The organism is Clostridium senegalense JC122, assembly GCF_000285575.1.
In the GTDB taxonomy this organism is placed as follows: Bacteria; Bacillota; Clostridia; order Clostridiales; family Clostridiaceae; genus Clostridium_J; species Clostridium_J senegalense.
The window spans coordinates 268521-282927 of record NZ_HE611050.1; the positions used below are offsets into that span (position 1 = coordinate 268521).

Genomic DNA, 14407 nt, shown 5'->3' on the forward strand with positions numbered 1-14407 from the left:
CACGCTTTTTTTATTATATATTAACACTTCAATTTCAAATTACACTTTTCATCAGTAATTGTACTAAACGGTAATACATAATTATTAATTACTTTTGATATAATAGTGCCTATGATTATAAATATAATTCTTTCTAAAGTTATAAAAAAAAGTTGTTGCCCTATAGCAACTGTTCCTAATGCTGATATGGTAACACAAATTATCATTTTTTTATACTCAGTTATATAAGTGTTAGCATATCCTACCCCCATTAATACTAAACTTCTTAATACTGACGATTCTATAATGGTAAATAACACTATAAATATTATACTTCCAATTAATGTTCCCTCTATTCTTTTAGATATTCTTTCATTACAATTATCTTTATATGGCTTTGTAAGAGAAAATACAGTATACATTATCCATCTTACTTCTGGTAAATCAATTTTCTCCATAATAAATGTAGAAATTCCCATAACTAATGCCATTCTAACTCCATATGAAAACATTAAACTTTTCTTTGTGAAATTTTTCTTATATTTAAAACTTCATTCTCTAATTTAAATTTATTTATACTTACATCATTTTTTCTATTTATTATATATTGTAGTGTTACTGAAAATAAAGCACCAAAAATTAATGCTACTAACCTTATAATAAACTTTTTATCATCAACAGGAGTATTTAACATAAACATATATTGAAGTCCAAAAGGTATATATAATCCCTCATTTAAATTATATGAGCAAACATATGCAACAATAAACATAACTGTAGTGTTTAAAATCAAACCTAATATTAATGACTTATATGCTAAGAATGAACATAATCCTAAAAATACATTCATAAATAATATTTTTGAAAAACTTACAACAAATTTTTCACTAGGTTTTTTTCTATTATCATTAATGCTAAAGTTATTACTGTAACACCTATAAGAGTGTTTTCTTTTCCAAATATAATTTTGAATAAACCTATAAATGCCACTATCATAATAAATAAAATACTTTTTGATAAGATCATTTTTTTATTCATATTGAACCTCTTTTCTTTTCATGCTATTGAGGATTTTATCATAATGTAAATTTTTTTTAAAATTTATTAACATTCGTTATATGCTAAACTATTTTTTTATTATTGTATATAATATTGCTATTGATAACGTACTTTTAATTTATTAATTTTAATATTTTTCTATACGATACATACATTATAAATATTTTCATCAAATTTTTATAAACTTATAAATAAAACTAAAAAGGTTATTGCCATTTGGCAATAACCTCTTAACTATAAAGATTTTTTTATTTCAGATATCATTATTTCTGTAGAGCTAATTCCACTTCCTCCTAAGTACCATGCTTTAGGATCAAGATATATTATCTTTCCATTTTTATATGCATTTGTATTTTTAACTATATCTGTTTCCATTATTTCTTTAGCTGATTTTTGTTCTCCTCCAACAATTACACTTTTATCTATTACAAATATATATTCTGGGTTTTTAGATAATATATACTCATAAGAAACATTTTCACCATGATTATTTTCACCACTTAAGTTTTCATCTGCACACTTAAATCCGAATTTATCATATATCATACCAAATCTAGATCCTTGTCCGAACACACTAATAGATCCTTTATTTACCATAAATATTAAAGCATTATTTTCTGAACTTGTAGTCTTATTATTTATTTCGTCTAACTCTTTATTAATCTTTTCAACTTCTTTTTTTCCAAACGCATCTTTTCCAAATATTTTTGACAATATAAATATATTATCTTCTAAAGATTTAAAATGATCATTATTAACTGTTCCAAGGCCAATAGTTGGTGCAATCTTAGAAAGTTCTTCGTAATATTTACCTTGTCTTCCTTCTATTATTATTAAATCTGGTTTTAGTTCATTTATTTTTTCCATGTCAAACTCTAATAAAGCTCCTAAATCAGAATATTTTTCATCATTATACTTTGATAAATATTCTGGCAAATTAGATTTAGGTAATGCAATTGGCTCTATTTCCATTTTGTCTAATATATCTAAAGAACCATAGTCTAAAACTACAATTTTTTCTGGATTACTTTTAACCTGTGTTTGCCCATATCTATGTTCTATTACCATATCTCCAACTAAGCCTTCACCTTTACCTTCATTGGAAAATTTTAAAAAACTGTATCCCCCTATTAAAAATAAAATTATTATTAAAATACTTATTAAAACCTTTTTACTCATTTCTTCCTCCTTGATTTTGAATTTCATTATCAATTATTCCTTAAAAATAAACACATATTTTATTTCCATTTATATCTTTTATATTAAAATTTATTTTATAAATATCTTCTAATAACTCCTTATTTATAACCTCCTCCTTCAATCCATTTTTTATTAATTTTCCATCTTTTAAAACTACCATATTGTCTGAATAACAAGACGCAAAGTTAATATCATGTATAACTATAATCACTGTTTTTTTCAAATCTTCTGTTAATCTTTTTAAAACTTTCATCATTTGAACTGAATGTTTCATATCTAGATTATTCAATGGTTCATCCAAAAGTATATAGTCTGTATTTTGAGCTATAATCATAGCTATATATGCCCTTTGTCTCTGACCTCCACTTAATTCATCTAAATACTTATTTTCTATATCCGAAAGTTCCATATATTTTATGGCTTTATTTATAATTTTTTTATCTTCATTTGTAAGTTTTCCCTGTGAATATGGAAATCTTCCAAATGATACTAATTCTTTTATTGTAAGCCTCACATTAATATTATTACTTTGTTTTAATATTGATATTTTTTTAGATAATTCAACAGTATCCCACTTAGAGATTTCTTTACCATCGATATAAACTTCTCCTGAATCTATACTAGTTATTCTACTTAACATGGATAAAACAGTACTTTTTCCTGCTCCATTAGGACCAATAAAAGATGTTATTTTTCCTTTTTCTATATCAAAAGATACATTATCCACAATTTTTTTATTACCATAACTTTTACATATGCCTTTTACCTCTATCATATATTGCTCTCCTTTAATAATAAATATATAAAATACACTCCTCCTATAAAATTTATTATTATGCTAACTGTACTACTATAATTTAAAATTCTTTCAACAATAAATTGTCCACCTACTAATGCTAGGATACTTATTAAAATTGATCCTATTATAAGTAGATTGTGTTTATATGTTTTAAGCCATTGATACGACAAGTTCACAATCAATATACCTAAAAATGTTAACGGTCCTACTAAAGCTGTTGATACAGATATTAATATTGAAACTATAATAATTATTTTATAAGATAATTTATCATAATTAATACTTAAATTTATTGCATTCTCTCTTCCTAGTAACATCACATCAAATTTTTTAATATCATCATACACAACTCCAGCAATAACTACCGTAATTATCAGACTAAAAAATAATATATTAATATTTACATTGTTAAAGCTCGCATATAATACTGTCTGTAAAGCCTCAAATTCATTGGGATCTATTATAACTTGCATAAAAGTTGCTGATGTTTTTAATAACGTGCCCATAACCGTTCCTACTAATAATAAAAAGAATATATTTCTTTTTCTAAGTACTACTAATTTGTATAAAGTTAATGTTCCAATTATCATAAGCATAGTAGAAAATATAAAATTTATATTTTTATTCAACATAAATATGGAAGAAGACCCAAACATAAGTACAATAACTGTCTGAAAAAATATGTATAATGAATCAAGTCCTAAAATACTAGGAGTTAGAATTCTATTATTAGTCATTGTTTGAAATACTAATGATGAAAAAGCTATAGACGAACCAGAAATTATTATTGCTATAATTTTAGGTATTCTCTTTGAAATATTGTAATTAAAATTACTTTCATTTAATCCTAAAAATATAAATAGCATAATTAATATTAAATTTATAATAGCTAGTAAATAAATTTTACTTTTTACATTTATATTTCTACTTTTCATTATTATTTCTCCTAAAAATTAACCAAAGAAATATTATAGATCCTACTGACCCTACAGTAACACTTATTGGTATTTCATATGGAAATATTATTAATCTTCCAACTACATCACAACATAATACAAAAATAGCTCCAACCAATGCTGTAGTACTAATATTTTCAGATAGGTTGTCTCCTTTATATATAGAAACTATATTAGGAACTACTAAACCTAAAAAGGGTATATTCCCAATGGTTATCACAACTAATGATGATATTAATGCAACTATAACCATACCTATAGTAACTACTTTATTGAAATTTAAACCTAAATTTTTAGATATATCCTCACCCATTCCTATAACCGTAAATTTATATGCATATATATATGCTACAGTTAATAAAGGAACAGTTAAAAATAATAGCTCATAATTACCTTTAATAATCATAGAAAAATTCCCCTGCATAAAAGAATTTACATTTTGAACTAAATTATATTTATAAGCTATAAAATCAGTAATTGAACTAATTACATTTCCTATCATTATTCCTACCAATGGTATAAATACTGCGTTTTTATATTTTATTTTTCTTAAAACTTTCATAAATATAAAAGTTCCAATTATAGAAAATATAAATGCCATAATCATTTTCTCTGTCAGTGTAGTAGTCGAGAAAAACATAACTGATATTAAAACTCCTAACTTTGCAGAATCTACTGTTGCTGCTGTAGTAGGTGATACAAACTTATTATTGCTTATTTGTTGCATAATAACTCCACTTATACTCATACCTACTGCTGAAAGTATGATACTTATTAACCGTGGTATTCTTGATAAGTATATTATTTCTAATTGCATAGTATCTCCATTTAACAAGTTTGAGATATTTAATTCATGAACTCCAACAAATAAAGATACCATTGACAATAGTACTAATATAACTACTAAATATTTATCTTTCATACTTTGAATTTAATAAAGCTTAAAATATTGCTTTAATTTGTGTTACAAAAATCTATTAATGATTTATTGTAACTTCTCCTTTCTATAATTTTCAATTTATAACTATTAATAATTATTATCAATAAATATATGATAATGAAATTCATTATCATTGTCAACTTATTTTTGAAAGTTTTTTAATAAAATTTAACATTTATTATCTAAAATCTGTTTTTTTCTCTTAAATACGTGAAAACTCTATTGATAACAAGATAAGTTTCAACAATTTCTATAAATAAAAATAAAAAGTAAAAAAATAAGAGAGCTTATTTTTTCTAAGCTCCCTTAACTTTTAATTTTAAGTTCTAAAAATTACATTTTCCTTATTAAACATATATCTAGCTATAGCTACTGATATTACTATATACGCAATCATCCACCCTAAAACAACAAGAATATGTTGAATATTTATAACTCCTAGTGTTACCTCTTTTAATATAGACATAACATTTGCTATTGGTATGTGAAAGTAGATATTATCTATATTTTTTCCATCAACTGTATACATTAAAAAAGTTGGTACAAAAGCTAAAATAGTTAATGGTGTAGTATAAGTTTGAGCCTCTTTAAAGGACCTGGCATATATGCTTATAGCTAACTCTAAAGCTCCAAAAGCCATAGATGTTAGTACTGTAAATAGGAATATTATAAGTATTGTTAACGGAGATAGTCCTATATCAAAATTTTCTACTCCTCCACCAAAAACACCAGGGCTTATTTTAAATGAAATTATAAGTCCAGCAATTGCTGCAATAGCAGTAATAATTCCAAGTACAGTTATAGCAAAAACTTTTCCATAAAGTATAGATAATCTGCTTGCTTTTGTTGTCAAAAGTGGCTCTAAAGTGCCTCTTTCCTTTTCTCCAGCACCTAAATCTGTAGCAGCCGGTAGTGGTCCTGTAACACAATATAAAACTATAAACAAAGGTATAATCATAGACATAATCATCTTGCTTACCCCATTATCTTCTTCAACGATAGTTTTTTCATTTATATTTACAGGAAGTAATACACTAGGATCAATACCTTTATTGATAAGTGTTGTTTTAACCACATTTTGTGAAAACTCACCTATATATTGATTAACCTTAGAAAATACCATACTAGAAGTTTGACTTGAATCATCATATATAACATCAATATCTGTTTGAACTCCATTTTTTATATTTTCTTCAAAATTATCTGGTATTGTTATAACTACTGCAATATCACCATCTTTAACCTTATCTTCTGCTTTATCAAATTCTATAGTTTTTATATTAAGATCATTTTTTTCTTTTAAAAATTTATCTAAAGAGCTTTTACCTTTGTCTTCTATAGCTATATTGAAATTTTCCTTTTTTGCAGTTTTTTCTATACCTGCACTCATAAAGTAAAACATTATAGGCAATAGTAATAGCGGAATTAAAATTCCTACTAATACTGTTTTTTTATCTCTAAATAAATCTGATAATTCCTTTTTAAATATTAGTCCAACTGTTTTAAAACTCAATACCGTCACCTCCAATTAGACTTACAAACACTTCTTCTAAATCTTCATTGTTGTATTTTTCTTTAAGTCCTTTTATTGTGCCACTCTCAACAACCTCCCCCTTATTTATGATAACTATTCTATCACATAATTTTTCAACTTCATTCATACTATGGCTTGAAAATATTATAGCTTTATTTTCTTTTTTACATTTTAATATAAACTTTTGAATTATTCGCGTTGAAATTACATCTAGACCAATAGTAGGCTCATCAAATAGCATAACTGAAGGATTATGTACAATAGACCTTGCAATAGCAACCTTTTGTTTCATACCCCTGGAGAATTTCCCAACTTTCCTATCTATATATTCTTCCATATTAAGAATTCTTACAAGTTCCTCTATATTTTTATCCGCTTCTATTTTGTTCATACCATTAAGTAGTGCAAAATATCTTATATTTTCTCTAGCAGTAAGTCTATCATAAAGTCCTACCTCTCCGCCAAATAAAATTCCAATTTCACCTCTTACTTTGTCAGCATCTTTAAATATATCATGACCATTTACAAGACAAGTTCCTTCTGTAGGTTTTAACATTGTAGCTATCATCCTTAAAGTCGTAGTTTTTCCTGCTCCATTTTCACCTAGCAAACCTACAATCTCACCCTTTTGAACATTAAAGCTTATCCCCTTTAATGCTTCAACTTTACCAAAGTTTTTTTTGATCCCCTTAACATCTATCATTTTTTCACCTCTTTAATAATAAAATTTATATATTATTTATAATAACTTATATTTTAAACATATTATACCATATTGATTTGTTTCCAATAAAATCCTATACAAAAGCTCTTTGCATGGTTTTTATATACATCCTTTACAATACCAAATCTTTTTTTTAATATACAATACTCTTTAATTTAAATCTAATTCTCATAAAAACTTAGCTAGAAGCAATGTATCTTCATAATTTCCATTAATTTTTATATTTTTATTACGAACACCTTCAACTATAAAACCAAACTTTTTATAAAGTCCAATTGCAACAACATTTTTACTGAAAACTTCTAATTCAATTTTTTCTATTTCATTTACTTTTGCCCATTCTATTACACGCTTAATTAAAGCACTTCCTATTTTTAACCCACTATATTCTTTTAAAATTGTTATTCCAAATGTTGAAACATGTCTTGTCCTAATTGAATTCCCTTTTTGTAATGTAGTACATCCAACTATTTTTCCTTCCATTTCCGCAATTAAAAATAATGATGTTTTTTTAATATATTCTATTTCCTGTTCAATTGTTAAATTAAATTCTTCTGACTCTTTAGTAAAAAACTGTACTTCTCTCATTACTTTTTTTACTAATTTTATAATTTCATTAGCATCCCCTATTTTTGCTTCTCTAATTATTAATTTTTTAATGCTTTGTACCATTATTATAACCACCCCAATTTTTTCATATAAAAACTCAAATTTAATTGCTATGAAATGTATAATAAGAACTTTCAATACGGTTCTTCTAAAAATTTCATCACATATTTATATTAATTCTTCTTGATTTATAATTATCCTTTTAAAAATATATTTCCATTCTCCATTTCATTTTGTAATGTTTTCGTAGAAAATAAAAGTAATATTAACTAAATAATGTATTTTAATATTCATAAGAATTAATCTTACAATTAATTAATAATAATTTCAAATTCAGTTCTCTATATTGAATTTTTTCAATAAAAAAAAAGGCCCCTTAATGGGCGCTTCAAAAACTAAGGCAATTAACTTAATCCTAATTGCTTATTCACTTGTTTGTTAGATCTGGTAGAAGCATCTATTATTTTCTGATAAAGTCTATCACCATCATATCCTTTTTTCATATATTTGCTTTCATAATATTCAAATGGCTTGTTAGTGTTATTATAATTTAAATGGTTTGCTAGTTCTTTATCTTTCATTAACTTCCTAGCTTGCATTCTATATTTATTTCTTAAAAAATGAGCTTGTTGAGCTTGTTTCTTTATTGATAGTGACTTATCTATCTTATTAATTATATTTTTATCTTTCCTATTGTACCATATTCGTACTTCTACATTACTTAGTTTTCCTATTAACTCTATATACTTTTTAAAATCATTAGCTGTTATAACCTCTTTAACCTTTCTTTATTATTTTAAAATCACTATATTATTATACACTATATATTACATTTTGTAAAAGTTAATACTATATATGCTAAAAATACAGCAATTCACTTTTGAATAATTTTATAATAAATTCATTTGATTATATTTTTAGTTTTTAAAATAGCTTACTTATTCATTATTCTCCATTTACTTTTTAAAATGGTCATTTCATATAAATTCCAATATCCATCTTTTGCTTTTCTTGCATTTTTTATAAATTTTTCTTTTGAAAATTCAGACTTCTCATAGCATTTAATTGCACTCTCATTAAAATCAAACACTCCAAGAGTTATTTTTTCAAAATTGAAATTTTCAAATCCAATCCTTAATAATTCTTTTAATGCCTGTGTTCCAATCCCTTTATACCTAATATTTTCTTCTCCAATTAAAAATCTACATACTCTACCTATTTTATTAGTTTTATCTACTTCACGAAGTTCAATGGTTCCTATAATTTCATTTGTAGAAACTATAATTATTTTATAAAGAAATATATTAGAATTATGCTTTTTAACATCGTTAAAATAGTAATCTTTAACTTGATTAATAGTTAAAGGATACGTATAACTAGGTCCAGCCCATTGCAATAAATAATCTGATGACTTATTCTTATTCCATTCTACAATTTTTTCTAAATCTTCTTCTTTTAAATATTCAAGTTTAACCATTTTTAAATACCTTCCAATAAATTATACTTTAATTATAAGTTATTACGTGGCGTAAAGGTCAATCTTAATAATTTAAAATCAATTAAAATGTAGTTTAAGTTAGAATAAGTAACTTCATTTACTCTATAGTTTCTACACTATTCTTATTATTTTAATTTAAAATCTTCCATGCTTAGTATAGTTTTTTTATTAAAAACAATTTTAAATTCTGTTCCTTTGTTAATTTCACTATTAACTGATAGTTTACCATCATGTTTATCAATAATAGTTTTTACAATTGATAGCCCTAATCCTGAACCTTTAATTTGCTGTGAATGTGACTTATCAGAGCGAAAAAATGGTTCGAAAATATGTTCCCTGTCATCTTGTGAAATTCCAATACCGTTATCTTTTACATTTATAATAATTTTATCTTTATCTCGCATTGATGAAATATTAATATATCCATTGCTCTTTCCATATTTTATAGAATTTTCTATTATATTAAAAAAAGCTCTATATAATAAAGTTTTATTTCCATGTATATTATTCTCTTGTATATCTAAATTTATTTTTATTCCTTTACTCTCTATTCTAAATGATAATTCACTTAAAATTTCTTTGAATAAATTTTTTAAATGTATTTCATCATTAAAATCTAATAATTCAGAAGATGTAAGCTTTAATAAATCATCTACTATTTTAATAAGTCTATTAGTGCTTTCTTCAACAATATCTGCATTTTCTTTATAATCTTCTATATTGGGCATATCATCAATTTTTAAAACTTCTAGTGATGCTTTAATTGTAGTAAGAGGTGTTTTTAATTCATGAGCAGCATTTGCTGAAAATCTTTTTTGATTTGCAAATGATTTTTCTAATCTTTCTAGCATTGAGTTAAAAGATTTAGCAAGACTACTTATTTCATCCTTACTATCTTTTACATCAATCCTTTTATTTAGATTTTGATCATTAATATTATGAACTGTATCACTAAGCTGTGAAAGTGGTTTTAATGCTTTACCAACCATAATATATGCACCAGAAATACCAGCAATTATAATTCCTATCATTACAATTATACTTTGAATAGAAAAATTTTTTTGAGCCTCTACAGCCTTAATCCGTACATCTAGATTTTCAACATTATTTTCCTTATTAACCGATTCAATAATTTTTTCTCTATTTATATAATCGCTGTTTTCATTTTCAATAATTTCCCTATCCATATTATTTTTCAAAAAATAATAATTTGCACTACTAATAGATATACCAGTTAGAGATATGGCAATCAGTATTATAATAATACCTACCAAAAGAGTAATTCTAGTTTTTAAAGTAATTATTCTTTTCATATAATCACACCTTCTTATCTGTAAGAATATATCCCTGACCTCTAATATTTCTAATCACATCACCTTCAGATACTGATAGTTTTTTCTTTAAAGAATGAATGTGAAACTTAAATGAGTTTGAAAACAAATCTACGTCACTATCCCAAACATGTTCAATGACCTTTTCTGCGCTTATAACTTTATTTTTATTGTACATTAAATACTCTAAAATAGAATATTCTTTTTTAGTAAGTTCTACTATTATATCCTTAACTTTTACTATTTTGCTAGCAGTATCAATTGTTACTTCTCCACAAGAAAGTTTTACATTTTGTTGCACAAAAGCACGTCTTAATAAATTTCTTATTCTTGCTTCTAATTCTGCAAACTCAAAGGGCTTAGCAAGATAATCATTGGCCCCACTATCTAAACCTATAATTTTATCCTCAACATCGCTCCTTGCAGACAAGATAATTACTTTTAATTCATTATCAGTTTTCCTTATGTCTTTTAATACATCAATGCCATCTATTTTAGGTAAATTTAAATCTAATATAACCAAATCATAATCATTTATTTCTAAAAACTGTAGTGCCTCTTCACCATCATATGCATTATCAACTGCATATCCATGTTTTTTTAGCCCCTTCGTTATAACTTTCGATAACATTTTTTCATCTTCAACAAGCAAAAGTTTCATAAAACACCTCCTAAATATTCAAAGCCACACAAATTTGTGTGGCTTTTTTATGATATATTTTAACCATATATATAATACTTATTTATTTCCTATTTAATTTTCAATGATTTGTTTGTTCATTTCTACGGCACCTTCTGGCTTCTCAGGCATTTCTCCTTGCTTATAAGTTTTAACTTCACCATTTAAAATTTCTTCATTATCACTATTAACATCACTTTTCTCTAATTGTATCGCATCCTTTGGCATCTCAGGTGCCTTCCCTTCTGCATAAGTACCTATTTTTGCTGAAATTTTATCAACAATATTTTCCCCACCTTGACTTGATGCAAAAACACTTGTTGTTGTACCTACTAACATAGCTACTGTTAAAAGTTGAATACCTAATTTTTTCATTTTCATATTAAAATCCTCCTTGTTTTTTTATTGATGTTCTATATCATGGCTTTATTATACATAAGTTAAAGTTAGATTAAAGTTAGATTTTAAAATGAAATTTATTATATTTATATTAAAGTCATTCAAATATTTTTTACATAACTATTCTTCATAGACTACACTTATATTTTCACTAGGTTTAAAATTTATATCTTTCATAATAAACTTTTTACTATCAATATCCCAAGTATATATAGTTTCAACTTTACATACATACTTTTTATAATCAAACACATACCAACTTGTTGTTTTTATATCATTTTCACCATTTTTTTCGATATCAAATGCATCTATATAAAGCCAACCAAAATATCCTTTTGAATCATCTATAGAAGTATTATTTTTAAGATAATCTAAATAATTAATTATAAATACTTTATCAAAATCTATATTTCTAAATTCTATTTCTTTTTCATCAGTAAAATGATTAACAGATATATATTCACTTGGATGGATTATTCCATTATCATTATCACGATTATAAATAATTTTCAATTTATTATCTTTAAAAGAATAAATTTCTACATCTATATAGCCCCCACTTCCACCACATGGCATTTCAACAAAAATATCCATACTTCCATCTTTATCAAAATCAGATATTTTTATTGATTCAATATGAAATCCAGGTCTAGGTTTAAATTCTTCTAAAACTATACCTGTACTAACATCCTTTATTAAAATATTTATTTCTTTAATAGAATATGGTGTGTACTCTTTGCTACATACTACCTGAATCTTTTCATCTTTTCCATCTCCATTTACATCTGAATATTCCTCATACTTTACATAATAATTGTTATTATTAGAAATATCTATTTTACCATTTAGTATTATGTTCACCATATCATTATTTACTACAGACTTTCCTCCTATAACATTAACATTTTTTATATTATCTATGTTTTTATTCATGAAATTTAACATAGACATATCAACTTGACTTGAAGCTAACATTAAAGGTGCATTAATTTTTGCAGCCAATGAACTTACTGATAACGCATCTGGATAGTTACTTCCAGACACTACATATACACCTTCTAAATTAATTTCATCTACAAATTCATTTAATATAGCTGCATTAGTAGCATACCTATCATACCCACATATTCTTTTACAATTTTTTAAATTATATTCAACATTTTTTCCTACTGCAGAATTACCACCTATAATATAACTTTTACTATATCCACTGTTATTAATAAAAGTTTTAATATCATTTGATAAATTCTCCTGTTTAGTTAGCAATATAGGCATCCCTTTATTTGCAGCTATAGATGATATAGATAAAGCATCTCCAAAATTGTATCCATTAACCACTACTATTCCATTTTCTGAACCTATTTCCTTTGCAACTTGTAAGCTTGTATCAAATCTTGAGTTTCCTGCAATTCTCCTTGTTTTTATATTCAAATTTTTTATTTCATTTTCTATATTAGATGATATTGCCCCTATTCCTCCAACTATAATTACTTCTTTCACTTTTAATCTTTCTAATTCTTCTTTTGCATTTTTATTTAATCCTTTACATTCAGTTAAAATTATAGGCGCATCATATTTTTTAGCCAGCGGTGCAGCTGATAATGCATCTGCAAATCCTTCTCCACTAGCTATAATAGCATAATCTGCTTTTTCCCATCCATTCTTAGATATTTCTTTTGAAGTTTCATATCTATTCGCTCCAAATATTCTTTTATAATTTGGCATTGCATTAACTGTATTTATATTAATTGAATATATAACTATTAATACAATAAACGTAATGCTAATTGTTTTTAAGTATTTTTTCATAATCTCACCCTTTTACATTTTTTTAATATTATGTAATATTATATCATATTAAAAATGTGATAAATCTTCATTTTTTTTAAAATATGTTCATCTATAAATAATTTAAATACAAAATATTAAGTTTAATATTTTTTCAAATTACTTTAAAACTTTTGTTATAAATCTTATTTAAGTTTATATAATTTTGAAGTAATTATTAATAATATTTTTTTCATACTTAAATCCGTTTAAACATAGAAAATGACATAAGTTCTAACCTTATGTCATTTTCTATGTTTAAATAAATTACTTTTAATTAATTATTTTCCTCTTTATTACAGGAATCCACACTTCAAAACCACATTTATTTGATTTTTCTTCTTCTGGACAATATACTTGAATTTCATAATTCATTGACTTTTCATAACCATTTGTAGGTAACCACTCTGTATTAATCACCTTCATTAAACTTTCTATAGTGTTGTTGTCCTTACTTAAAAATTCCTTAGTCTCGAATACAACCCATGTACTTGCTGGAATTTTAAATGTATCTAAATCTTTATAATCCTTACCATCAGCTTCTGCACCAATAGCTATAACATTTTCTCCATTGTCTAATGTTTGCGTTGCACACATTCGCCAAAATGGTGGACGATAAAGCTTATACTCGTTTCCAATTTTCTTATCCATTCCCTTATTAAGAAATTCATCCCAAAATAACCATATATCTATATTTTTTTCTTGCCAATTATTAATTTTAGCATTTGTAGTACATTTTTCAAAATTTCTAATAGCTCCTACAATCTTAATTTCTTGTTTTTCAATAATATGATATTCCATATCTCTACCCCCTTTTATTTCCATACAAAAGTCAACTTTATAATAGAAATTAATTTTTTCTATAAATCTGTT

The 14407-nt window shown here is 25.0% G+C and carries 17 protein-coding genes; all 17 read right to left on the reverse strand.

The features are described from left to right. Positions 1-20: 20 nt before the first annotated feature. The 17 genes from CSGHG_RS01675 to CSGHG_RS01755 all read right to left on the reverse strand — a co-directional run bounded on the left by CSGHG_RS01675 (position 21) and on the right by CSGHG_RS01755 (position 14335). On the reverse strand, positions 21-470 hold the full coding sequence (locus CSGHG_RS01675) for an FUSC family protein (RefSeq protein ID WP_162130904.1): 450 nt from the start codon (positions 468-470) through the stop codon (positions 21-23). Between the two features lie 20 nt (positions 471-490). Then, positions 491-829, reverse strand: a complete 339-nt coding sequence (locus CSGHG_RS01680; RefSeq protein WP_026022181.1) for a hypothetical protein — start codon at positions 827-829, stop codon at positions 491-493. A 20-nt stretch (positions 830-849) separates the two neighbouring features. After that, the gene (locus tag CSGHG_RS22965; protein WP_010292105.1) at positions 850-1017 is read right to left on the reverse strand and encodes a hypothetical protein; all 168 of its coding nucleotides are present in this window, start codon (positions 1015-1017) and stop codon (positions 850-852) included. A 255-nt stretch (positions 1018-1272) separates the two neighbouring features. Continuing rightward, the gene (locus tag CSGHG_RS01690) at positions 1273-2217 is read right to left on the reverse strand and encodes a siderophore ABC transporter substrate-binding protein (protein WP_010292107.1); all 945 of its coding nucleotides are present in this window, start codon (positions 2215-2217) and stop codon (positions 1273-1275) included. A gap of 40 nt (positions 2218-2257) precedes the next feature. After that, positions 2258-3013: an iron ABC transporter ATP-binding protein gene (locus CSGHG_RS01695; RefSeq protein ID WP_010292108.1), complete on the reverse strand. Its 756-nt coding sequence runs from the start codon at positions 3011-3013 to the stop codon at positions 2258-2260. Next, positions 3010-3972: an iron chelate uptake ABC transporter family permease subunit gene (locus tag CSGHG_RS01700; protein ID WP_010292110.1), complete on the reverse strand. Its 963-nt coding sequence runs from the start codon at positions 3970-3972 to the stop codon at positions 3010-3012. The genes CSGHG_RS01695 and CSGHG_RS01700 overlap by 4 nt, the downstream gene beginning before the upstream one ends. Beyond that, on the reverse strand, positions 3962-4915 hold the full coding sequence (locus CSGHG_RS01705) for an ABC transporter permease (RefSeq protein ID WP_026022182.1): 954 nt from the start codon (positions 4913-4915) through the stop codon (positions 3962-3964). Before CSGHG_RS01705 ends, CSGHG_RS01700 begins: the two co-directional genes overlap by 11 nt. A 337-nt stretch (positions 4916-5252) precedes the next feature. Next, positions 5253-6446, reverse strand: coding sequence for an ABC transporter permease (locus CSGHG_RS01710; protein WP_010292113.1), 1194 nt, complete (start codon positions 6444-6446; stop codon positions 5253-5255). Next, positions 6436-7170 carry an ABC transporter ATP-binding protein gene (locus tag CSGHG_RS01715; RefSeq protein ID WP_010292114.1) on the reverse strand — a complete coding sequence of 245 codons (735 nt, stop codon included), beginning with the start codon at positions 7168-7170 and terminating at the stop codon, positions 6436-6438. Before CSGHG_RS01715 ends, CSGHG_RS01710 begins: the two co-directional genes overlap by 11 nt. 189 nt (positions 7171-7359) lie before the next feature. Continuing rightward, positions 7360-7863, reverse strand: coding sequence for a GNAT family N-acetyltransferase (locus tag CSGHG_RS01720; protein ID WP_010292116.1), 504 nt, complete (start codon positions 7861-7863; stop codon positions 7360-7362). A gap of 341 nt (positions 7864-8204) precedes the next feature. Further along, entirely contained in the window at positions 8205-8399 is a 195-nt protein-coding gene (locus tag CSGHG_RS01725; RefSeq protein ID WP_010292118.1) for a hypothetical protein, read from the reverse strand. A gap of 335 nt (positions 8400-8734) precedes the next feature. Next, a complete protein-coding gene (locus CSGHG_RS01730; protein WP_010292120.1) occupies positions 8735-9277 on the reverse strand; it encodes a GNAT family N-acetyltransferase in 543 nt (180 codons plus the stop codon). Positions 9278-9423: 146 nt separating this feature from the next. Beyond that, positions 9424-10611 (reverse strand): sensor histidine kinase, encoded by a 1188-nt coding sequence (locus CSGHG_RS19555; RefSeq protein ID WP_010292122.1) that lies wholly within the window; start codon positions 10609-10611, stop codon positions 9424-9426. A 4-nt stretch (positions 10612-10615) separates the two neighbouring features. Beyond that, complete coding sequence (locus CSGHG_RS01740; RefSeq protein ID WP_010292124.1) at positions 10616-11290, reverse strand: response regulator transcription factor; 675 nt, start codon at positions 11288-11290, stop codon at positions 10616-10618. Between the two features lie 93 nt (positions 11291-11383). Next, a complete protein-coding gene (locus tag CSGHG_RS01745; protein WP_010292125.1) occupies positions 11384-11689 on the reverse strand; it encodes a hypothetical protein in 306 nt (101 codons plus the stop codon). A gap of 138 nt (positions 11690-11827) precedes the next feature. Further along, on the reverse strand, positions 11828-13516 hold the full coding sequence (locus CSGHG_RS21630; protein WP_010292127.1) for a cell wall-binding repeat-containing protein: 1689 nt from the start codon (positions 13514-13516) through the stop codon (positions 11828-11830). Between the two features lie 291 nt (positions 13517-13807). Continuing rightward, entirely contained in the window at positions 13808-14335 is a 528-nt protein-coding gene (locus CSGHG_RS01755; protein WP_010292128.1) for a GyrI-like domain-containing protein, read from the reverse strand. Positions 14336-14407 lie beyond the last annotated feature (72 nt).